Below are 20921 nucleotides of genomic sequence, written 5' to 3'. Positions count from 1 at the left end.
TAAAACCAGCGGACTGGAAACTAGTCCTTCAGCTCGGCGATGACGGTGCCCTGCGTGATGGCGGCGCCGGCCTCGACCGACAGGCCGGTCACGGTGCCGTCCTTGTGCGCGGTCACCGGGTTCTCCATCTTCATGGCCTCCAGCACCACGATCAGATCACCCGCGGAGACCTGCTGGCCCTCCTCGACGGCGACCTTCACGACGGTGCCCTGCATCGGCGCGGTGACCGAGTCGCCCGAGGCGGCCTTGCCGCCGGCGGCGCCACGCTTACGCGGCTTCGGCTTCTTCTTGATGACGCCGGTGGCCGCGCCACCACCGCCACCACCGATGGCCAGATCGCCGGGCAGCGACACCTCGACGCGACGGCCACCGACCTCGACGACGACCTTCTGACGCGGCGCGGCGTCTTCGTCGTCCAGCGCCTCGCCACCGGTGAACGGCTCGACCGTGTTGTTCCACTCGGTCTCGATCCAGCGGGTGTGCACGTCGAACTTGTCGCCGTCACCGATGAAGGCCGGGTCGGAGACCACGGCGCGGTGGAACGGGATGACCGTGGCCAGACCCTCGACGTTGAACTCCGCCAGCGCACGACGCGAGCGGGCCAGGGCCTCTTCGCGGGTGGCGCCGGTGACGATCAGCTTGGCCAGCATCGAGTCGAACTGACCGCCGATGACCGAGCCGGACTCCACGCCCGAGTCCATGCGGACGCCGGGGCCGGTCGGCGCCTCGAACTTGGTGACCGGGCCGGGGGCCGGCAGGAAGCCGCGACCGGCGTCCTCGCCGTTGATGCGGAACTCGAACGAGTGGCCGCGCGGGGCCGGGTCCTCGGTGATGTCCAGGGCCTCGCCGTTGGCGATCTTGAACTGCTGCAGCACCAGGTCGATGCCCGAGGTCTCCTCGGTGACCGGGTGTTCCACCTGCAGACGGGTGTTGACCTCGAGGAACGAGATCAGGCCGTCCTGGCCGACCAGGTACTCGACGGTGCCCGCACCGTAGTAGCCGGCTTCCTTGCAGATGCGCTTGGCCGACTCGTGGATTTCCTTGCGCTGCGCGTCGGACAGGAACGGCGCGGGGGCCTCCTCGACGAGCTTCTGGAAGCGGCGCTGCAGCGAGCAGTCGCGGGTACCGGCGACGACGACGTTGCCGTGGGTGTCGGCGATGACCTGGGCCTCGACGTGGCGCGGCTTGTCCAGGTAGCGCTCGACGAAGCACTCACCACGGCCGAAGGCGGCGACGGCCTCACGGGTGGCCGAGTCGAACAGCTCGGGGATCTCCTCGAGGGTGCGGGCGACCTTCATGCCGCGGCCGCCACCACCGAAGGCGGCCTTGATGGCGATCGGCAGGCCGTGCTCCTTGGCGAAGGCCAGGATTTCGTCGGCGTCCTTGACCGGGTCCGGGGTACCCGGCACCAGCGGCGCGTTGGCCTTGGCGGCGATGTGGCGCGCGGTGACCTTGTCACCGAGGTCGCGGATGGACTGCGGGCTCGGCCCGATCCAGATCAGCCCGGCGTCGAGGACGGCCTGGGCGAAGTCGGCGTTCTCGGACAGGAAGCCGTAGCCCGGGTGGATGGCGTTGGCGCCGGACTTGGCGGCGGCGTCGAGGATCTTGTCGAAGACGAGGTAGGACTCGGCCGAGGTCTGGCCACCCAGGGCGAAGGCCTCGTCGGCCAGCCGCACGTGCGGCGCGTCGGCGTCCGGCTCGGCGTAAACGGCGACGCTGGCCAGTCCGGCGTCCTTGGCAGCCCGGATGACCCGGACGGCAATCTCTCCACGGTTGGCGACTAGCACCTTGGAGATCTTGGAACTGGCGTGGTTGGCCACAGTGCCTCCTGACGGCGGTTCTCTAAGAAATGTCTTTAAGAATGTATCGCGTGCAGTGTAAGGCCTAACCGGCGGATCCCCACTTCGGGATACGCGGGCGCCGGGACGTTTTCTTAGAGATTGCCCAATCGACCCACTTGACCCGCGCTTTCTCACCGAACATCTGCTTGGGTGATACTGGTGCCGCACCGGACCCGCCGGGGAGCCACGAGTAAGGGGACACCGTTGTTCGTCGAGCCGCAGGCCTCAGACCCCGAATTGATCGCGCGCAAGCGGGCGGTCAACCCGAACGTCCGCATCCCACCGAAGATGCAGTGGGTGACCGACGAGGACGGCAACATCCTCAAGCACGAGCTGCCGGGCGAGACGCTGTGGCACCGAATCCGGGACACCTACGCCGCGCTGTTCTACAGCTCGATCGTCACCCACATCCCGTTCCACTTCATCCGGCTGGGCTACCTCCGGCTGTTCGGGGCGAAGATCGGCAAGGGCACCGCGATCAACCGCGGCACCAGCGTCTGGTCCATTCCGTACCTGGTGATCGGCGACCGGGTGTCCATCGGCTTCCGCTGCCTGCTGGACGCGCGCGCGGGCATCGCGATCGGCAACGACGTCGTCATCGCCAGCGACACGCACATCATCGCCGGCGGTCACGACATCAATCACCCGAACTTCGTGCCGGCACCCAACCCCCCGGACCCCATCGTGATCGACGACCACGTGTGGATCGCGACGCGCGCCATGATCCTGCCGTGCCTGCTCGGCCGCGGCGCTGTGGTGGCCGCACACACCGTCGTCAACAAAGAGGTGCCGCCGTTCGGCATCGTCGGCGGCGTGCCCGGCAAGATCATCGGCCAGCGCAACCCGGACGCGCTGCACTACAGCGGCAAGTTCAAGCTGCCGTTCTTCTGAGCCGTACCCGGCGGGCTATGCCGCTTCGCGCAGGCGGCGCTTGATGCGCGTCAGCATCGCCGACATGCCGCGCAGGCGCAGCGGGCTGATCAGCTTGGCCAGCCCGAGGTCGGCGTAGAAATCGTCGGGCACCGCCAGGATGTCGGCCGCCGGCAGACCATCCAGGCCCGCCGCGAGGATGGCCGCGAAACCACGCGTCGTCGGGGCCTCGGCCGGTGCGCTGAAGTACAGCCGCACATGCTCGGGGTCGTCGGCGTCGACGTGCAGGAACAACGGCGACTGGCACTCCGGCACCGGCTCCATGGCGGCTTCCTCGAGCGACGGCGGGAGTGCCGGCAACTCGTTGGCGAACTCCAGCAGCAGCGCCAGCTTGTCCTGCCCCTGCATCTCGGAGAACTCCGACACGACCTCGGCCAGAGCCGCGGGCATGGTCACGAAGGCGCGTCCCCCGGTTCCTCACCGACAGCAACGGGCACCCGCACGGCGTTGCCCCACTCGGTCCAGGAACCGTCGTAGTTGCGGACGGCGGGCAGGCCGATCAGGTGCGTCAGCACGAACCAGGTGTGGCTGGAGCGCTCACCGATGCGGCAGTAGGCGACGGCCTTGTCGTCGGGGGAGATGAAGCCGTACAGCTCGTCGAGCTCGGCGCGGCTACGGAACCGGCCGCTGTCGTCGACGGCCTTTGCCCACGGGATGGACCGCGCGGTGGGGATGTGGCCGCCGCGCAGCGCACCCTCCTCCGGGTAGTCGGGCATGTGAGTGCGCTCGCCGGTGTACTCCTGCGGCGAGCGAACGTCGATGAGCGGCTCTTTGCCGAGGATCGCGAGGACGTCGTCCTTGAAAGCGCGGATCGGGGCGTCGTTGCGCTCGACCACCGGGTACCCGGTGGTCTGCTTGCTCGGGACGTCCAGGGTGGTGTCGCGGCCGTTGGTGATCCACAGGTCGCGGCCCCCGTCGAGGAGGCGGACGTCCGGGTGCCCGAAGAGCGTGAACACCCACAGCGCGTAGGCCGCCCACCAGTTGCTCTTGTCGCCGTAGATCACCACGGTGTCGTCGCGGCTGATGCCCTTGCGATCCATCAGCGCGGCGAACTGTGCGCCGTCGATGTAATCGCGGACATGCGGGTCATTGAGGTCGGTATGCCAGTCGATCTTGACGGCGCCGGGGATGTGGCCGGTGTCGTACAGCAGGACGTCTTCGTCGGATTCGACGATGGCCAAACCGGGGCGGCCGATGTTGCCTGACAGCCAGTCGGCGGTCACCAGGCGATCGGGATGCGCATAGGTGGCGAAAGCGGGATGTGGGTCTGCGGGCAGCGGCACACTGTGAGCGTACCTAGGCCCGAAATGCGCCGCCGACCCGTAAGGTCGAAACTTGTTTGCGCGACAACCGCTGCGGTATGACATCAGCCGTCTCCCACAGGGCTGACCGGAGGGATTGAGGATTTGCCAGAGAAATACGACGTCGGAATCATCGGCCTGGGATATGTGGGCCTGACGCTGGCCACCGTGCTGGCCGAGGCCGGCAACTCCGTCATCGGAATCGAGACCCGTCAGGAATTGGTCGATATGACCAATCAGGGTTTGCCGCATTTCACCGAGACCGGCCTGCCCGACGCCCTCGAGGGCGTCACCCGATTCGGGAAACTGAAGGCCGTCACCGCATTTGACGACAGCTTCTCGTGCGATACGTACATCATCACCGTCGGCACCCCGCTGTCGGCGGACGGTGTCGCGCGCGTCGACATGATCGAGGCCGCGGCCCGTGACATCGCCGGAAACATGCAGGACGGCGCGCTCGTGATCCTGCGGTCGACGGTCAAGGTCGGCACCACCCGCGACGTGGTCGCGCCGATGCTGGCCGCCAGCGGCAAGAGCTTCGACATCGCGATGTGCCCCGAGCGCACCCTGGAAGGCAAGGCGCTGCAGGAATTGCGCGAGCTGCCGCAGATCGTCGGTGCCGACGACCCGGCGGTCGCCGACCGGGCCGCCGCGGTATTCCGGAAACTCACCAGCTCGATCGTGCTGGTCTCCGATATCGAGACCGCCGAGATCATCAAATTGGTGAGCAACACCTTCCGCGATGTTCAGTTCGCGTTTGCCAACGAAGTCGCCCGCATTTGCGACGCATTCGGTGTCAGCGCCTATGAGGTGATCTCGGCGGGCAAACTCGGATACAACCGCACCAATATCCCGTTGCCGGGTCTGGTGGGCGGGCCGTGCCTGGAGAAGGACCCGCACATCCTGATGGAGAGCGTCCGCGAACGCGGCGTCACGCTGGACATCACCGCCGCCGGCCGCCTGGTCAACGAGCGCCAGCCCGCCGAGACGGTGCGCTTCATCAGCAGCGAGATCGCCCGCCGGAAGCTGGGCGCCGAAGGGCCGCTGAAGATCAACCTGCTGGGCATGGCGTTCAAGGGCCAGCCCGAGACCAGCGACCTGCGTGGGTCGATGTCGATCAAGGTGTTCAATGAGCTGAAGGCCGCGCACCCGGATGCCGAGATCGGCGTGTACGACCCGGTGACGCCGAATGACGTTCTGGCCGAAGCCTTCCCGGGCCACAAGGTGTACAACCGGTTCGGCGACGCGGTGAGTGGCGCGGACGTCGTCGTCCTCGGCAACAACCACCCGTCGCTGGGCACCATCTCGCCGCGCACCATCAGCGAGTTCATCAGCCCCGACGGCTTCGTCTTCGACTACTGGAACCACTACAGCCACCTGCCGCCCACCGAGCTGGGCGACAGCTACTTCGCCGTCGGCCGCAGCGGAAAGGTCGTCGAGCGTGTCTGAGAAGGTCGTTGTCACCGGTGGTGGCGGATTCATCGGCGCCTACCTGGTCAAGCGGCTGGTGCGGGACGGCTGGCAGGTCGCCGTCGTGGACTCCATGGTCCGCGGCGATGCCAGCCGATTCGCCGAAGTCGCTTCGGACGTCGAGCTTTTCACGTGTGACGTCCGCGATCAGGACGCCCTCGAGAAGGCGTTCGCCGGCGCCGAGGTGGTCATGCACCTCGCCGCCATCAACGGCACCGAGAACTTCTACAAACAACCGGAACTGGTGCTCGACGTCGGCCTGCGCGGCGCGCTCGCCGTGACCAACGCCGGCCGCGCGGCGGGGGTGCCGGACCTCATCGTCGCCTCGACCGCCGAGGTCTACCAGACGCCGGCGATCATCCCGACGCCCGAGACCATCCCGCTGATGCTGCCGGACAGCCTCAACCCCCGGTACTCGTACGGCGGCGGCAAGATCGTCAGCGAGCTGATCGCCTTCAACTACGGGCAGGACCACTACCGGCAGGTGCAGGTCTTCCGGCCGCACAACGTGTTCGGGCCCAACATGGGGTGGAAGCACGTCGAGCCCCAGTTCATCCTGCGGGCGCTGGGCTGCCAGGAGGCTGGTGACCCGACCTTCCCGATCCAGGGTGACGGCAGTGAGACGCGTTCGTTCTGCTACGTCGACGACATCGTCCAGGGCATCTTGACGATGTACGAAAAGGGCGGTCACCGCGAGGTCTACCACATCGGCAGCGACGAGGAACTCAGCGTCCGGGAGCTGGCGGAGCGCATCGGCCGGGCCGTCGGCGTCGAGCTCGAGATCAAGCCCGGCGAGTTGCAGGCCGGCGGCACGCCGCGCCGGTGCCCCGACATCTCGAAGATGCGGGCGCTGGGCTGGTCGCCGCAGGTGGCCCTCGACGACGGTCTGGCGCGCACCGTGGCGTGGTACCGCGAGCACCGAAATGACGTGCCCGCAAACGACCTGATGTAGCCCGGGCACAATAGCGGGTATGAGGGCGCGCATCCTGGCACTTGTCGTCATCGCTGGGCTGCTGCTGACGGGGCTCGCGGCGCTGGTCTACAGCCTCACGCGCCCCGAACCCGAAGCCGTTCAGGCCAAGCCGTCGGCGCAGTTGCCGATGGTGGACAAGGCGTCGCTGGAGCGCGCGATCCACGACGCCTTCACGAGCCAGCCGCCGCAGGCGGTGATCTGCGAGCGCGGCCTCATCGCGAAGGTCGGGCAGAGCACGCGGTGCGACGTCACGATGTCACCGGCCTACGGCATCCAGCCGACCATCACGGTGTCCGGGGTCGAGGGCGGCAAGGTCAGCTATTCGATGACCCCGGCGGTCTCCAAGACGCAGTTGGAGGCGGCCGTGGCGGACATGGTGACCCGCACCCGCAAGGCGGCCCCGGACTCGGTGACGTGCCTGTCGGGACTGGAGGGCAAGCAGGGCGCGGTGGCGCTGTGCGACATCACCGACGACGGGTTCACCAGCCGGCGCACCGCCCTGGTGAGCGAAGTGTCCGGGCTCGCAATGAATTACGGCCTGACGCCCGTGCTGGAGAAGTCCGTGGCCGAGAGCTCCCTCGCCTCGCAACTGGGCCAGAGCCCGAACACCGTCACGTGCGCCGGCGATGTGGACAGCAAGGTCGGGGCGACGCAGCGCTGCACCGCGGTCGTCGGCGGCCAGAACCGGGCCTACACCCTGACGGTCACCGACGTCGCCGACGGCAAGGTGTCGTTCAGCTACAAGCCGGCCAACTGACCAGACCCATCCGCCGGCCGGTTGGCGCCGAATCCCACTGAGACCGAATCAACTCGGAGGTTTGATGGGAATCGAGTACAGCAGCGTGGTCGACGCGCCACGCGACGACGTGTTCGCCTGGCACGCGCGGCCGGGGGCAATCCACCGGATGCTGCCGCCGTGGCAGCCCATGAGCGTGGTTGCCGAAGCGGCGTCGCTGGCCGACGGGCGCGCCGTGCTCGGCCTGCCCGGCGGGTTGCGCTGGAGCGCACAGCACAATCCCGCCGACTATGCGCCGCCCGCACGGTTCGTCGATGAGTTGAGCCGCGACGGATTGCGTTCGCTGCCAACACAGTTGATCGGGCACTGGCGGCACGAACACTGCTTCGACGCCGTCGGCGACGGGCGCACCCGGGTCACCGACCGTGTCGATGCGCCGGTCCCCGGGCACCTCCTCGAGCCGACGTTCCGCTACCGCCATCGCCAGCTGAGCGACGACCTGGCCGCCCACCGGTGGGCGCGCGAGCACGGCGAGCGTCCCGGCTCGGTGGCGGTGACCGGGGCATCAGGCCTGATCGGCAGCGCCCTGACCGCCTTCCTGTCGACCGGCGGTTACCGCGTCATCAGGCTGGTGCGCCGCGAACCGCGCGACGACACCGAGCGTCGCTGGGATCCCGAATCACCCGCCGACGACCTGCTCGACGGCATCGACGCCGTGGTGCACCTGGCGGGCGCATCGATTGCCGGCCGGTTCACCGACGCGCACAAGAAAGCGGTGCGCGGCAGCCGGATCGAGCCGACCCGCCGGCTGGCCGAGTGCGCCGCAGCAGCGACGGACGGGCCGTCGGTCTTCGTCAGCGCGTCGGCCGTCGGCTGGTACGGGGACGACCGAGCCGACGAGCGCCTCGACGAAGCGGCACAACCGGGCGAGGGGTTCCTGGCCGACGTCGTCGCCGACTGGGAAGCGGCGACGGCGCCGGCAACCGCGGCCGGACTGCGCGTCGTCAACGTGCGCACCGGGATCGTGCAGACGCCGCGCGGCGGCACGCTGCAACTGATGCGGCCGCTGTTCGCCGCCGGTCTCGGCGGACCGCTCGGCAACGGGCGGCAGTGGCTGTCGTGGATCGACATCGACGACCTGATCGATGTGTACCACCGCGCCCTCGTCGACGCCGGGCTGTCCGGTCCGGTGAATGCCGTTGCCCCGCAACCGGTCCGCAACGCGGACTACACGCGGACCCTGGCCGGGGTGCTGCACCGTCCGGCCGTGCTGCCCGTGCCCGCCCTTGGACCGGCGCTGATGCTCGGCCGGCAGGGGGCGCGCGAGCTGGCCATGGCCAGTCAACGCGTCGTACCCGGCCGGCTCATCGACGCCGGGCACCGCTTCCGGCGCCCGGATCTCGAACAGTGCCTGCGGCACCAGCTGGGAAAGGCGGCCCGATGATCGACGCGCAACGTCAGTTGGTGGTGGCCGCGCCTGCGGACGCCGTCTTCGCGTATCTGGCGGACTTCACCACCACGACGCAGTGGGACCCCGGCACCGTGCACACCGAACGCATCGCCGGCGACGGCGGCGTGGGTACCCGCTACGCGAACACGTCGCGCTTCGCCGGTCGCACGTCGGAGATCACGTACGAAGTCACCAGCCTGACGCCGGGGCAGTCGATCGAACTGCGCGGCGTCAATCAGTACCTGATCGCGCGCGACACCATCACGGTGGTGCCGCACGTCGACGGTACCCAGGTCACCTACCGGATCAGGTTCGCGTTCCAGGGGTGGCTGCGGTGGCTCGAGCCGGTGCTGCAACTCGCGGTGGCGCACCTCCTCGACGACGGGGCGCGCGGGCTCCGCCGCGAACTCGCCCGAATCTGATTGCGCGACAAGCCCTCACAAACCGATGGCAGCGGCGCAGTACTGCCACACCTGCCGCACCCGGGCGTCGTCGTCTCGGGTGGGCAAGTAGTGCGTGGGACGGATGCGGCGGTCGTGCCAGAACTGTCCGGAGACCGGGGCGGGTTCGGTGGCGGTCAACCAGACCGCGGTGTCGGCGGCCTGCTCGGACGTCCGCAGGATCGGGCGCGTCAGGCGGCGGAACCCGGGCAGTGACTGCGCGACGCCCGGGGTATCGGCCCAACCGGGATGCATGGCGGCCACCATCAATTCGGGCCAGCGCCGCGCCAGCAGCGGCGTCAACGCGACCTGGACGCGTTTACTGCGCGCGTACGCCGTGGCGCCGCGGTAATGCCCGCGCCGGTACTCGATGTCGTCGACGGGAAGCGACTGGGTGTACATGCCGCCCGAGGACATCAGGACCACCCGCGGGTCGGGCGCCGCGGTGAGCGCCGGCAGCAGAAGCTCCGTCAGCAACACCGGGCCCAGGACGTGGGTTGCCAGCGAAAGCTCGTGTCCTTCCGCGCTTTCCGTCCGCTCCTCGGGCATCACCCCGGCGTTGTGGATCACGGCGTCCAGCCGTGGCCGCCGGGAGAGCAGGTCCGCGGCGAACGACCGGACGGCGGCCAGGTGCGATACGTCGCACACCTCCACCGCCACCTCGGCTCCCGGTACGACGGCGAGTACGTCGCGCCGGGCGGCCTCGCCGCGGGCCCGGTCGCGCACCGTCATCAGCACTGTCGCCCCGAGCGCCGCGAGTTCGGTGGCGATGGCCTTGCCGATACCGGAATTCGCCCCGGTGACCAGCACGGTGCGGCCGGCGAGTGCCTCGGCCGGCAGCGCGGGCGTCTGCCAGAACTGTTGCCGCACAGCCAGACCCACGCGGGAGTAGCCGAGCACGACGGTGCGGTCCAGCAGATCGTCGAAGAAGGCGCCGACCATGGTCATCAGGTCAGGGAGACGACGACGACCGGATTGCTCGTCGGCTGGCTGGACCCGGAGCCCGGCTCGACCGTCACGGCCACCTTGGCGGCCGCGTCCAGTGCCGGTATCACCTCGCCGCCGGGCGGTGGCATGGTGTCCGCGCTCATGGTGCCGGCGGACCGCGGCGCACCCGACGCCGGGATGAACCACATCTGGTAGACGTGGCCCGCCGGTGGCGCAGGCACATTCGCCATGGCCACCACCACGGCATTCGCCTGCTGCGACGCACTGAGCGTGATTGTGCCCCCGGCGACCGGCGCGGAATACGTGCGGATGTCCGGGTTGGCCAGCACCTGCGACACCGTCGGCTGTCCCGGGTGCTCGGTGAAGCGGTCGGCGACGACCGTCGTGCCGATGACGATCGCGCAGATCACCGCGGCGGCCGCCGCGAGCCGGACGATCATTCGGCGTCGCCGGGTTCGCCTGAGCGCCAACTCATCCGAAGTGCGCTCGGCCGACTGGATGCCGATGGCCTGCAGGATGCGCGCGCGCAGTTCGGCGGGCGGCGTCAGGATGTCTCCCGCGGTGAGCAGTGCCATGGTCTCCTGGGTGTCGCCGACGATCCGGGCGAACGCCTGCGCGGTGTGCGGCGCGGCGACGCCGAGGCGGCCGGCGATGTCCGAGCGTTCGGCCTCGGACACCGCATCGAGTGCGTATACGTACGCCAGATCGAGCAGTTGCTGTTCGTCGTCGGTGTAGCTGTCAGGCATCGGTGCCCACCCCCAAGCAGTTCTTCAGGCGGATCAGGCCGTCCCGGATACGGGCCTTGATGGTGGGGAGGGTGACGGCGAGGTGCTCGGCGACCTCCCGATAGGTGTGGCCGCTGTAGTACGCCAGGCCGATGGCTTCGCGCTGGACGGCGGTCAGCCCGTCGAGGCAGTCGGTGACCTCCTGCTCGTCGAGTCGCTGTCCCACCTCGTCGGCGACGGTGTCGTGCTCGCGGCCGAGGTTCGAGGCGCCGTACGCGTGGTTGCGGTCGGCCGCGGACTGTTCGGAGCGGACCCGGTCGATACTGCGGCGGTGGGTCAATGTCATGAGCCAGCCGATCGGACTGGCCAGCGCCGGGTCGTATTGCCGTGCCGCCGAGGACCACACCTGGAGGAACACCTCCTGCACGACGTCCTCGGCCAGGGTCCGGTCCCGCACGACGCGATAGGCGAGGCCGAACACCCGTGGCGAGGTCAGATCGTAGAACTCGGCGAACGCCGCCCTGTCGCCGTCGGCGATCGCGGTGAGCAGAGCTGCGCGGTCCGGCTCGCCCTCCATGCGGGAATCGTCGCACGGCGGCGCGGGAACCGGGGCGATCTGGCGCAACCCGTCGGGTCCGGGCGGCGTGCTCACGATCGAGCCTTCGGACGCAGGACCAGTTGGTGCAGGTCCAGGTAGCCCGAGGCGAAGCCCGCCTCGGAGTAAGCGAGGTAGAAGCGCCACATCCGCCGGAAGATGCGGTCGAATCCCAGGGCATCGGCGCCGGCGCTGTTCGCGGTGAAGCGTTGCAGCCACAGTCGCAGGGTGTGGGCGTAATGCGGTCCGAACGAATGCCGGTCGGTGATACGCAGTGCGGTGTGCGCGCTGATCGACTTCTCGACGAGCTTGACCGACGGCAGGAATCCGCCCGGGAAGATGTACTTGTGCACCCAGGTGTAGGTGTCGCGGGACGCCAGCATGCGCTTGTGCGGCATGGTGATCAGCTGCAGTCCGACCCGGCCGTCGACATCGAGGAGGCGCTCCAGCGTGCGTAGATAGGCCGGCAGGTAGCGATACCCGACGGCCTCGATCATCTCGACGGAGATGATCGCGTCGTACTTCCCGGTGATGTCGCGGTAGTCGCACAGCTCGACGGTGATGCGGTCGGCCAGCCCGGCGGCGGCGATGCGCTCGCGCGCCAGCAGCTGCTGCTCGCGCGACAGGGTGACGGTGTGGACGTGCGCGCCGCGCTGCGCGGCACGGATGGCCAATTCGCCCCAGCCGGTGCCGATTTCGAGCAGCCGCGTGCCGGCGCCGACGCCGGTGGCATCCAGCAGCCGGTCGATCTTGCGGTGCTGCGCGGCCGCCAGGTCGCGCCATGACGGCGGCGGATCGAGCGTGTCGAACAGCGCGCACGAATAGGTCAGCGTCGGATCGAGGAACATGCTGAAGAACTCGTTCGACAGGTCGTAGTGATGGGCGATGTTCGCACGCGTATCCGCTTGCGCCCCATGGTGGTTGCGTGGTGTGCGCGGCAGGAGCACGGAACGCAGTCCCTGGAAGGCCGCCGGCACGATCGTGTCGATGCGCGATGCCAGCGCGGTCAGCACGGCGGTGAGCTCGGGCGCGGACCAGTCACCGACCATGTACGCCTCCCCGAAGCCGATCAGGCCACTGTTCGCGACGCGGCCGAAGAAATCGTCGGGGCGGTGCAACAACATTCGCGGTGCGGCCGGATCATCGGCGCCGGCCGCGCCCTGGACGGTGCCGTCCGGATACTCCACCCGCACCGGCAGGTCCCGTACCGCGGCCCGGAACAAGGCCCGCGTGACGGGCGTACCCAGCCGGGTACGCAGACTGCTTGGCACCTGCGCGATTTCGGTCCACCTGGCCGGCAGGAACGGATCGTACGCGGCGGCACCGTCATGGAGTTGATTCGTCATAGGGCGGCCTCCTGGGGGCGGGGGTGCAGTTGCAGGCCGCGCGCCCAGAGGCGCACGCCCTGCCAGCGGATGCGTGCGAGAACCAGCAGCGGCGCCAGCGGCGCTGCCAGTGCGGTGGTCAAAACGGTTGCGGGACGGGCGGGGTGGACGGATCCGGTCCAGGTGGCGGTCATGACCACCCCGCCGGACGCGTCGAGCAGGGTGACCGCCACGTTGAGCCGGCCCCGCGCCGGTTCCGGGATGCGCAGCACGTATCGGCCACTGACCGGGTTGAACGGCGAGACGTAGAACACCTTCGGCACGACCACCGTGCCGCGATGATCGGTGTGCAGCAGGTAGCGGTGGCGTCCGCCGTAGGTGTTGTGCACCTCGGCGATGGCACAGACCAGTGCGCCGGCGGCGTCATGGCACCAGTAGACGGTCAAGGGGTTGAACACGAAGCCGAAGACCCTGGCATTGGCCAGCATTCGGATGGCACCGCCACCGAGGTCGATGCCGTGTTCGCCGAGATAGGCGTCGATGTTCTCGCGCAGCGTGCGCCGCGGATCGCCGGCATGGTCGGCGGCGTGGAAGCCGGCCAGCGGCCGCAGCAGGCGGGGAAACTCGGGCACGGCGTCGAGGTCGACCAGCCAGCTGTAGCTGCGGTAGGTGAACGCGTGCGGCACCGGAACGGTCCGCCTGTGGTGGATGCTGGTTCGCACGATCTGTGGTGGGCTCATGCCACGTTCCCCGCCGGGCGCAGCAGGGGCGGCACGGGACCGCTCCAGCTGCCACCGAGACGTTCCGCCGCGGCGACGCCGGACACCGCACCGTCTTCGTGAAAGCCCCAGCCGTGATACGCGCCGGCGAACGCCAACCGGTGATCGCCGAGCGTGTGCAGCCGCTGTTGCGCGGCGCGGAACTCGGGGGAGTACTGCGGATGGTCGTAGAGCATGGTCGCGATGACCTGGCCCGGGTCGACCCGACCGCCGCCGCCCAGCGTCACCACGAACCGCCGGTCGGTGCTCGCGTCGAGTCGCTGTAGCCGGTTGAGGTCGTAACTGACCAGGACGTCGCCGGCTTGGACGGTGCACGACGGCATCCGGTAGTTCCACGATGCACGGGCGCCCCGGCGACGCGGCAGCAGCGACGTATCGGTGTGCAGCACAGTGTGATTGATCGAGTACCGCAGGGCGCCGAGGATGTCGACCTCGTCGGCCGACGGCCGGTCCAGGATCGAGAGGGCCTGATTCGGATGCGTCGCGATGACCGCCGCGTCGAACGGTTCGACCCGGTCCGCGTCGTCACGCACCAGCACCCCGTCGGTGGTCCGGGTGACGGTGCGGACGGGTACGCCGGCGCGTACCGACGGCAGGCGCGTGGTGATCGCCTCGACGTACCGTGCCGAGCCCCCGGTCACCGTCCGCCACGTCGGTGACCCGAACACCGTCAGCATCCCGTGGTGGTCGAGGAACGCCAGCAGGTAGCCGACGGGGTAGTCGAGCGCGACGTCCGGCGGGCACGACCAGACCGCAGCGACCAGCGGGACCATGAAATGCGCGACGAAGTAGCGGGAAAACCCTGCGGCCCCGAGGAATTCGCCGAGGGTTCGGCCGTCTGCCACGTCGCGCGCCAGTTCGGCGCGGGCGAGCCGGTGGAAGCGCGTCACCTCGGCGAGCAGGCGCAGATAGCGCGGTGAGAGCACCGCGCCCGGCGTGGCGAACAGGCCTGTCAGCCCCTTCGCGCCGGCGTACTCCAGGCCGCACCCTTCGCAGCAGACCGACATCGACATGTCGGATTCCTGGGTCCGGACACCGAGTTCGGCGAACAGCCGCAGCAGCGTGGGATAGGTGCGGTCGTTGTGCACGATGAAGCCGGAGTCGACGCCGACGACATCGGTGCTGCCGCGACGGGCCGCCAGTTCATGGGTGTGGGCGTGGCCACCGCATCGCGGTTGCGCCTCGAAGAGGGTGACTTCCGCGTCGCGGGCGAGCACCCACGCCGCGGTGAGCCCCGATATGCCGCTGCCGACCACTGCTATCCGCCGCACCGTGCCGTCCTTCCTGGTTTGTCACCAGGAGTTCGGTGCGGGATGCGGTGCGGATAGGTGGATTCGGGAAAAACCTACTGGGGCCGGTTGGCGGCCCACAGGTCCGCGACGGACACGCCGAGGCGGGCCAGCATACGGCGGAGCAGGGGCAGGCTCAGGCCGATGACGTTGGAGGGGTCGCCCTCGATGCCGTCGATGAACCAGCTGCCCAGGCCGTCGAGGGTGAAAGCGCCTGCCACCCAGAGGGGTTCGCCGGTGCCGATGTAGGCATCCAGGTCGGTGGTGCCGGGCTCGCCGAAACGCACTGTGGTGGAGCCGAGTTCGCTGACCTGAGCGGTGACGGCGCCGTCGCTCAGGCGCAGGACGCTGTGGCCGGTGTGCAGGACGGCGCTGCGGCCGGCCATCGAGAGCCATTGCCGCCGGGCCACCTCGGGGGCGCCCGGCTTGCCGGTCAGCCGGCCGTCGAACTCGAGCATCGAATCACAGCCGATGACAACGCAATCCGATGACAGGGTCGCGTCGAGTGATTCGGCGACCCGCTGCGCCTTGGCTGTCGCCAGGGCACGTACGACGTCGCCGGGGCCGGCGTCGCCGAGAGCCGCGATGATCGCGTCCTCGTCGACGTCGGATACCAGCACGACCGGTTCCACACCGGCCTTGCGCAGCACACTGAGCCGGCCCGCGGAGGCCGAGCCCAGGACCACCCGGGTCATCGCCGGATGAAGGTGCGCTCCACCAGGGTCACCAGCTGCCAGCTGGTGTACGCGTACCGCAGCTTGGAGACGGGGTGGCCCCAGTCGTTGCGGTCACCGGCCTCGGGGGCACCGCCGCCGCCCGAGGCGCCGGCCAGCACCGTCACCAGCGCAGCGAGCTCCTCGTCGGACGGGTTGCCTTTGACGACCTGGAACAGCGGAGCCACCGGGGCCTGCGTCTCGGTCTCGTCGACCACAGATTCGGCGCTCACAGGGGGATGTTCCCGTGCTTCTTCGGCGGCGTCTGGACGATCTTGCGCTCCAGCAGCCGCAGCGAGTTGGCGATGTAGCCGCGGGTGTGCGACGGCGGGATGACGGCGTCGACGTAACCGCGCTCGGCGGCGACGTACGGGTTCACCAGGGTGTCCTCGTACTCCTGCTGCAGCTGCAGGCGCAGGGCGTCGACGTCCTCGCCCTTGGCCTCGGCGGCCTTGAGCTCCTGGCGGTAGACGAAGCCGACCGCACCCGAGGCACCCATGACGGCGATCTGGGCCGTCGGCCAGGCCAGGTTGACGTCGCAACCCATGTCCTTGGAGCCCATGACGCAGTAGGCGCCGCCGTAGGCCTTGCGGGTGATGACGGTGATCTTGGCGACGGTGGCCTCACCGTAGGCGTACAGCAGCTTGGCGCCGCGGCGGATGATGCCGTTGTACTCCTGCTCGGTGCCCGGCAGGAAGCCCGGGACGTCCACCAGCATGATGATCGGGATGTTGAAGGCGTCGCAGGTGCGGACGAACCGCGCGGCCTTCTCCGAGGCGTTGATGTCCAGGCAGCCGGCGAACTGCGTCGGCTGGTTGGCCACGACGCCGACGGGGCGACCGTCGATGCGGCCGAAGCCGATCACGATGTTCTGCGCGTAGCCGGGCTGGATCTCTAGGAACTCGTCGTCGTCGAGGATGCGCGAGATGACCTCGTGCATGTCGTACGGCTGGTTCGGCGAATCCGGGATCAGCGTGTCGAGCTCGAGGTCCTCTTCGGTGAGGTTGTCCTCGACGGCGCCCGGGTGCGGCGGCGCCGGGTAGCGCGGCGGCTCGGCGTAGTTGTTCGGGGGCAGGTAGCTCAGCAGGTCGCGGACGTAGTCCAGGGCGTCCTGCTCGCCCGAGGCGACGTAGTGCACGGTGCCGGACTTGGCCTCATGGGTGTGGGCGCCGCCCAGTTCCTCCATGGTGACCTCTTCACCGGTGACGGTCTTGATGACGTCCGGACCGGTGATGAACATCTGGCTGGTCTGGTCGACCATGATGATGAAGTCGGTGAGCGCGGGCGAGTACACGTGGCCACCGGCCGCGGCACCCATGATGAGCGAAATCTGGGGGATGACACCCGACGCCAGGATGTTGTTGCGGAAGATGCGGCTGTACAGGCCGAGCGAGACCACACCCTCCTGGATGCGGGCGCCGGCGCCGTCGTTGATGCCGATCAGCGGGCGGCCGGTCTTGATGGCCAGCTCCTGGACCTTGACGATCTTCTCGCCGTAGACCTCACCGAGGCTGCCGCCGAAGACGGTGGCGTCCTGGCTGAAGATGCAGACCTCGCGGCCGTCGATGGTGCCGTAGCCGGTCACCACACCGTCGCCGAGCGGGTGCTTGTCGGCCAGGCCGAAGTTGGTGCTGCGGTGTTTGGCCAGCGCGTCGAGTTCGACGAACGAGCCCTCGTCCAGCAGCGCCAGGATGCGCTCGCGGGCGGTGAGCTTGCCCTTCTGGTGGACCTTCTCCACAGCGGCCTCGCCGACGGGGTGCAGGGTCTCTTCGGTACGCCTACGCAGGTCTTCCAGCTTGCCCGCGGTGGTGTGGATGTCGATCGCCTTGTCCACCGGTGGCTCGGTCACGCTCGTCATGGCGACGATGTTAACGGTTCTCTAAGAAAGTTGTGAAGGTGGGGTGCCCACTCGGCGGGTCACGCCGGTTTGCGCAGGACCACAGCCGCGAAACTCGTGAGCGCCGGCACCGGGTGCTTAAGAAGGAAACGGCTCTTCGCGCGCTCGAGGGCGTCGAGCGGGGGGAGCACCCGGTAGTAGCCGTGGCCGTAGGAGCCCGACCAGGATTCGACCTGGAAACCCACGCTCTCGTAGCGCTTGATGGCCTTCTTGGTGGGTCCGGTGGTCCAGCGGTAGTAGGCCGGGAACTTCTCGTGATGCGGGTTCTGCAACCGGCCGGGCTGCAGCTTGCTGATGACGGTGCGCGCCGCCTGCTCCGGGATGAGCAGGTTCACCACGAACGGGAACGCGAACAGCGTCGGGAAGAAGTGCACCGAAAGTCCGCCCGGGCGAAGGAGTTTGAAGCAGTTCTCGTGGAACGTGCGGGCGTCGGGCAGGTGCTCGCAGAGCATCTTGGAGAACACCAGGTCGTATGCATTGAGCTCGGTGTCGATCGGTTTGCACAGATCGGCGACGCGGGTGTGCACGCGGCTGTTGGCCTTGGCCAGTTCGGTGGCCGAGATGTCGATGACGACGCGCTCGTCGGCGAAGCTCCAGTCGTCACCGCCGATGATCGGGTTGGCGCCGCCACCGAGTTCGGCGACGGCCCTGACGCCTTCGCGCTCGGCCAAGCTGCGGACAGACTCGTCGTAGCCCTGCCAGAGGGTGTCGAGGTCCTTGTAATGGACGTCCACGTGTGTACCGCTCATTTGCGCACCGTTCATAGATTCTTCCGCCCCCGCGGCTTGCACGTCCTGCGTCAGCAGTTTGCTGGTAAGTCAATATACACTTCCCGCGCTGGTCCCGCCCATGACTCGCGTTGAACACCGTTCAGGCTGGGGGATTTGCTGAGCGGGCCTTGAGCGCGACGGCGCCGGGCGTCGCGGGCGCAGGGGTGAATTGCCTGGTCGCAATGGCGCAGACCAGGTGTTGCGGCCCGGTTGTGCGACCGTCGAGGCCAGATCTCCGGTGGTGAAATCCACTTAGCTGAGCCGGTGCGTGCGCACTGCCGGGGGCGCGTCCTGCGCAGGCGCGATGCATTTAGCTTGTCAATTGCGTAAGTTTGCGGTTCGATATGCGTGCCCGGCATTTGCGGGCAGCTGACTTCACGACCGCGAGACGATCACCAGATCGGCGCAGGGGGATACTCAACAGTGCATTCGACGCGCAAGTACGACGGAGTGGACGGGCCCAAGGTGGCCATCGCCCACGACTATCTGACCCAGTTCGGCGGCGCGGAAAAAGTTGTCCTCTCGATGACGAAGGCGTTCCCGGACGCCCCGCTGTACACGATGTTGTACGACCCCGAGCTGACCTACCCGGAGTTTGCCGACCTCGACATCCGGGTGTCCGCACTCAACAAGGTGGGTCTGGCCCGCAAGTACCACCGGGCCGCCCTGCCGATCTATCCGCGCGTGGCCGAGTCCATGTTCGTCGACGCCGACATCGTGCTGGCGAGCTGCAGTGGCTGGTCGCACGGCTTCCGGACCAACGGCAAGAAGCTCATCTACTGCTACAACCCGGCGCGCTGGCTCTACCAGACCGAGGCCTACCTCGGGGACCACGCGAACCCGATCAAGCGCCTGGGCCTCAAGCTCACCAAGAAGCGCCTGCTCGACTGGGACCGCCGGCAGGCGCTCGCGGCCGACAAGTACCTCGCGATCTCGACCATGATCAGCGGATACGTCAAGAAGGCCTACGACATCGACGCCGAGGTGATGTTCGCGCCGGTGGCGATGTCGCGGTCGTACGCCGTCGAACCCGTCGAGGAGCTCGAGGACAAGGTCGATCTGAGCGACCCGGACGGCAGCTTCTACCTCGTCGTGTGCCGGCTGCTGCCGTACAAGAACGTCGATGTCATCGTGCGGGCGTTCGCGGGTAGTGACCGGCAGCTCGTGGTGGTCGGCAACGGGCCCGAAGCCGAGCGCCTGCGGTCGATGAAGACCGACAATGTCACCATGCTGCACAACCTCACCGACGGGCAGATGGCCTGGCTCTACAAGAACTGCCGGGCGCTGATGTCGTCGAGTTTCGAGGACTACGGTCTGACCCCGATCGAAGCGGGCGTGTGGGGCCGGCCGAGCGTCGCGCTGCGGTTCGGCGGCTTCCTCGACACCATCGACGAGGGCACCACCGGCCTGTATTTCGATGAACCGCAACCGGATTCGGTGCGCGAGGCGCTGGACCGATTCGAGTCGGCGACGTGGGACCAGGAGAAGATCAAGCACCACGTCTCCCAGTTCACCGAGGACGCGTTCAGCGCTCGGCTGCATGAGGCAGTCGACAAGCTGGCCGGGTACTGATGGCGCCAGAAGCGGCGCCGGTCGCCACGCTGAAGGACTACCGCCTGGTGTACGTCGGTCCGGCGGACCACGAGACGGCGGTGGGTGACTACGCCGAGAACCTGACGCGGGCGCTGCGGCCCCACGTCGGCGAACTGGTCGAGCACCGCACGCTGGGACCGGGTTCCGACAGCGCGCGGGAAATCCTGGGGCACCGGCGCGCGGTCGCCGAGCTGGTGGCCGGCGGCAAGCCGGGCCGGGTGCTGGTGCATGCGGAGCTGGCGGCCGGTGCGGTGTCGGCGTTCTGGTCCATCGCGGGGTTGCGCGGCGTGCCGGTGACGGCGACGGTGCACGATCCGCCGCAGGGCATCTGGTGGCCGGGGCGCACGAAGTTCGTGGCGCGGCACAAGCTGGTGATGCACGGCCTGCACTACCCGCTGCGTCCGGTGTCGCGGATGCTCGAGGGCATGGTCAACGGGGACCGGACGTTGTTCGCCCTCAGCCAGATCGGCGCGCAGTCCATTCGCGATGTGTACCCGAACACCGATGTGGCGTATGCCCCTTACCTCGTGTGCGAGCGGCCCCGGGTGCGCCCGGTGATCGAGCGGCCGAAGGCCGTGGGTTTCTTCGGGCATGTGTACCGGGGCAAGGGATTCGAGCAGATCGCGCGCATTCGCCGGGAGCTGCCCGACGACATCGTGATCCGGGTGGCGGGCCGGGGGACCGAGGCGCTGCCCGGCGGCCCGGGGGTGGAGATCGTGGGCGCCGTCGACGGTGATGCCGAGGACGCGTTCTTCGATTCGGTGCGCGCCGTGGTGATTCCGTACGGCAAGCGCCACTTCTACGCCGAGACCTACCCCGCCTCGTCGGTCGCGGCCCACGCGATGGCCTACCGCACCCCGGTGGTGTGCACCGACTACGGCTCTCTGGCCGAGTTCGGCACCGAGACCGGCGCGGTCGTCGTGCCCATGGACTCCGACGACCCCAAGGCACTGCCGGCCGGGTTCTCGGCGGCCATCGCGGCCTTGCTCAACGACGAGACGCGGCTCAAGGAACTCGAGGCGAATGCCGACCGGACGCGCCAGGAGCGGTCGCCGGAGAACGTCGCCGCCGCCTACGCCGCAAAGTGGTCGGAGATGCTGACGCGCCAGGGCCGGCTGCACTGACGAGGCCGAAACACTGTGGTTA

Annotated in this window: 21 protein-coding genes; 8 read left to right on the top strand and 13 right to left on the bottom strand. The window is 68.6% G+C overall.

What is annotated here, in order from left to right:
• Nucleotides 1–20 precede the first annotated feature (20 nt).
• A complete protein-coding gene (locus ACJH6I_RS05835; protein ID WP_318986417.1) occupies nucleotides 21–1820 on the bottom strand; it encodes an acetyl/propionyl/methylcrotonyl-CoA carboxylase subunit alpha in 1800 nt (599 codons plus the stop codon).
• A 180-nt stretch (nucleotides 1821–2000) separates the two neighbouring features.
• Here ACJH6I_RS05835 and ACJH6I_RS05830 point away from each other — a divergent pair, with 180 nt between their 5' ends.
• The gene (locus tag ACJH6I_RS05830; RefSeq protein WP_318986418.1) at nucleotides 2001–2732 is read left to right on the top strand and encodes an acyltransferase; all 732 of its coding nucleotides are present in this window, start codon (nucleotides 2001–2003) and stop codon (nucleotides 2730–2732) included.
• Between the two features lie 15 nt (nucleotides 2733–2747).
• Here the strand turns inward: ACJH6I_RS05830 and ACJH6I_RS05825 are convergent, their stop codons facing one another.
• Complete coding sequence (locus ACJH6I_RS05825) at nucleotides 2748–3161, bottom strand: SufE family protein (protein ID WP_406783850.1); 414 nt, start codon at nucleotides 3159–3161, stop codon at nucleotides 2748–2750.
• A 2-nt stretch (nucleotides 3162–3163) separates the two neighbouring features.
• Nucleotides 3164–4054 (bottom strand): sulfurtransferase, encoded by an 891-nt coding sequence (locus ACJH6I_RS05820; protein WP_064858492.1) that lies wholly within the window; start codon nucleotides 4052–4054, stop codon nucleotides 3164–3166.
• A 123-nt stretch (nucleotides 4055–4177) separates the two neighbouring features.
• Here ACJH6I_RS05820 and ACJH6I_RS05815 point away from each other — a divergent pair, with 123 nt between their 5' ends.
• From ACJH6I_RS05815 to ACJH6I_RS05795, 5 genes are all read left to right on the top strand, one after another.
• Nucleotides 4178–5521 (top strand): nucleotide sugar dehydrogenase, encoded by a 1344-nt coding sequence (locus ACJH6I_RS05815; protein ID WP_318986420.1) that lies wholly within the window; start codon nucleotides 4178–4180, stop codon nucleotides 5519–5521.
• Complete coding sequence (locus tag ACJH6I_RS05810; RefSeq protein WP_318986421.1) at nucleotides 5514–6494, top strand: SDR family NAD(P)-dependent oxidoreductase; 981 nt, start codon at nucleotides 5514–5516, stop codon at nucleotides 6492–6494. Before ACJH6I_RS05815 ends, ACJH6I_RS05810 begins: the two co-directional genes overlap by 8 nt.
• 19 nt (nucleotides 6495–6513) lie before the next feature.
• Complete coding sequence (locus tag ACJH6I_RS05805; protein ID WP_318986422.1) at nucleotides 6514–7272, top strand: DUF4333 domain-containing protein; 759 nt, start codon at nucleotides 6514–6516, stop codon at nucleotides 7270–7272.
• Nucleotides 7273–7336: 64 nt separating this feature from the next.
• Complete coding sequence (locus ACJH6I_RS05800; RefSeq protein ID WP_318986423.1) at nucleotides 7337–8695, top strand: TIGR01777 family oxidoreductase; 1359 nt, start codon at nucleotides 7337–7339, stop codon at nucleotides 8693–8695.
• Nucleotides 8692–9123, top strand: coding sequence for an SRPBCC family protein (locus tag ACJH6I_RS05795; RefSeq protein ID WP_318986424.1), 432 nt, complete (start codon nucleotides 8692–8694; stop codon nucleotides 9121–9123). Before ACJH6I_RS05800 ends, ACJH6I_RS05795 begins: the two co-directional genes overlap by 4 nt.
• Before the next feature lie 15 nt (nucleotides 9124–9138).
• Here ACJH6I_RS05795 and ACJH6I_RS05790 read toward each other — a convergent pair whose 3' ends face one another.
• The 10 genes from ACJH6I_RS05790 to ACJH6I_RS05745 form a co-directional block, all read right to left on the bottom strand.
• Nucleotides 9139–10089, bottom strand: coding sequence for an SDR family NAD(P)-dependent oxidoreductase (locus ACJH6I_RS05790; protein WP_318986425.1), 951 nt, complete (start codon nucleotides 10087–10089; stop codon nucleotides 9139–9141).
• Nucleotides 10089–10835, bottom strand: a complete 747-nt coding sequence (locus ACJH6I_RS05785) for an anti-sigma factor (protein WP_318986426.1) — start codon at nucleotides 10833–10835, stop codon at nucleotides 10089–10091. Before ACJH6I_RS05785 ends, ACJH6I_RS05790 begins: the two co-directional genes overlap by 1 nt.
• Nucleotides 10828–11466, bottom strand: coding sequence for an ECF RNA polymerase sigma factor SigK (gene sigK, locus ACJH6I_RS05780; RefSeq protein ID WP_318986427.1), 639 nt, complete (start codon nucleotides 11464–11466; stop codon nucleotides 10828–10830). Before sigK ends, ACJH6I_RS05785 begins: the two co-directional genes overlap by 8 nt.
• Nucleotides 11463–12755 (bottom strand): cyclopropane-fatty-acyl-phospholipid synthase family protein, encoded by a 1293-nt coding sequence (locus tag ACJH6I_RS05775; protein ID WP_318986428.1) that lies wholly within the window; start codon nucleotides 12753–12755, stop codon nucleotides 11463–11465. The genes sigK and ACJH6I_RS05775 overlap by 4 nt, the downstream gene beginning before the upstream one ends.
• Nucleotides 12752–13474, bottom strand: coding sequence for a DUF1365 domain-containing protein (locus ACJH6I_RS05770; protein ID WP_318986429.1), 723 nt, complete (start codon nucleotides 13472–13474; stop codon nucleotides 12752–12754). Before ACJH6I_RS05770 ends, ACJH6I_RS05775 begins: the two co-directional genes overlap by 4 nt.
• On the bottom strand, nucleotides 13471–14775 hold the full coding sequence (locus ACJH6I_RS05765; protein ID WP_318986451.1) for an FAD-dependent oxidoreductase: 1305 nt from the start codon (nucleotides 14773–14775) through the stop codon (nucleotides 13471–13473). The genes ACJH6I_RS05770 and ACJH6I_RS05765 overlap by 4 nt, the downstream gene beginning before the upstream one ends.
• An 83-nt stretch (nucleotides 14776–14858) precedes the next feature.
• Nucleotides 14859–15497 (bottom strand): nucleoside triphosphate pyrophosphatase, encoded by a 639-nt coding sequence (locus ACJH6I_RS05760; RefSeq protein ID WP_318986430.1) that lies wholly within the window; start codon nucleotides 15495–15497, stop codon nucleotides 14859–14861.
• Nucleotides 15494–15748, bottom strand: coding sequence for an acyl-CoA carboxylase subunit epsilon (locus ACJH6I_RS05755; RefSeq protein ID WP_318986431.1), 255 nt, complete (start codon nucleotides 15746–15748; stop codon nucleotides 15494–15496). Before ACJH6I_RS05755 ends, ACJH6I_RS05760 begins: the two co-directional genes overlap by 4 nt.
• Entirely contained in the window at nucleotides 15745–17373 is a 1629-nt protein-coding gene (locus ACJH6I_RS05750; RefSeq protein ID WP_318986432.1) for an acyl-CoA carboxylase subunit beta, read from the bottom strand. The genes ACJH6I_RS05755 and ACJH6I_RS05750 overlap by 4 nt, the downstream gene beginning before the upstream one ends.
• Nucleotides 17374–17432: 59 nt before the next feature.
• A complete protein-coding gene (locus ACJH6I_RS05745) occupies nucleotides 17433–18161 on the bottom strand; it encodes a class I SAM-dependent methyltransferase (RefSeq protein ID WP_318986433.1) in 729 nt (242 codons plus the stop codon).
• Nucleotides 18162–18605: 444 nt separating this feature from the next.
• Between ACJH6I_RS05745 and ACJH6I_RS05740 the strand changes: the two genes are divergently transcribed.
• Nucleotides 18606–19754, top strand: coding sequence for a glycosyltransferase (locus ACJH6I_RS05740; RefSeq protein WP_244872810.1), 1149 nt, complete (start codon nucleotides 18606–18608; stop codon nucleotides 19752–19754).
• Nucleotides 19754–20899, top strand: coding sequence for a glycosyltransferase family 4 protein (locus ACJH6I_RS05735; RefSeq protein ID WP_212806619.1), 1146 nt, complete (start codon nucleotides 19754–19756; stop codon nucleotides 20897–20899). The genes ACJH6I_RS05740 and ACJH6I_RS05735 overlap by 1 nt, the downstream gene beginning before the upstream one ends.
• Nucleotides 20900–20921: the final 22 nt, after the last annotated feature.

Origin of the sequence: Mycobacterium sp. SMC-13, assembly GCF_045311035.1 — a bacterium.
Lineage (GTDB): Bacteria > Actinomycetota > Actinomycetes > Mycobacteriales > Mycobacteriaceae > Mycobacterium.
Note: the sequence above shows the minus strand (reverse complement) of the source record. Positions and strands in the feature narration are given on the sequence as shown.

Coding starts and splice junctions, on each gene's coding strand:
- ACJH6I_RS05825 (WP_406783850.1), bottom strand. CDS start 3,161: ATGCCCGCGGCTCTGGCCGAGGTCGTGTCGGAGTTCTCCGAGATGCAG.
- ACJH6I_RS05750 (WP_318986432.1), bottom strand. CDS start 17,373: ATGACGAGCGTGACCGAGCCACCGGTGGACAAGGCGATCGACATCCAC.
- ACJH6I_RS05745 (WP_318986433.1), bottom strand. CDS start 18,161: ATGAGCGGTACACACGTGGACGTCCATTACAAGGACCTCGACACCCTC.
- ACJH6I_RS05760 (WP_318986430.1), bottom strand. CDS start 15,497: ATGACCCGGGTGGTCCTGGGCTCGGCCTCCGCGGGCCGGCTCAGTGTG.
- ACJH6I_RS05800 (WP_318986423.1), top strand. CDS start 7,337: ATGGGAATCGAGTACAGCAGCGTGGTCGACGCGCCACGCGACGACGTG.
- ACJH6I_RS05770 (WP_318986429.1), bottom strand. CDS start 13,474: ATGAGCCCACCACAGATCGTGCGAACCAGCATCCACCACAGGCGGACC.
- ACJH6I_RS05775 (WP_318986428.1), bottom strand. CDS start 12,755: ATGACGAATCAACTCCATGACGGTGCCGCCGCGTACGATCCGTTCCTG.
- ACJH6I_RS05790 (WP_318986425.1), bottom strand. CDS start 10,089: ATGACCATGGTCGGCGCCTTCTTCGACGATCTGCTGGACCGCACCGTC.
- ACJH6I_RS05795 (WP_318986424.1), top strand. CDS start 8,692: ATGATCGACGCGCAACGTCAGTTGGTGGTGGCCGCGCCTGCGGACGCC.
- ACJH6I_RS05735 (WP_212806619.1), top strand. CDS start 19,754: ATGGCGCCAGAAGCGGCGCCGGTCGCCACGCTGAAGGACTACCGCCTG.
- ACJH6I_RS05805 (WP_318986422.1), top strand. CDS start 6,514: ATGAGGGCGCGCATCCTGGCACTTGTCGTCATCGCTGGGCTGCTGCTG.
- ACJH6I_RS05785 (WP_318986426.1), bottom strand. CDS start 10,835: ATGCCTGACAGCTACACCGACGACGAACAGCAACTGCTCGATCTGGCG.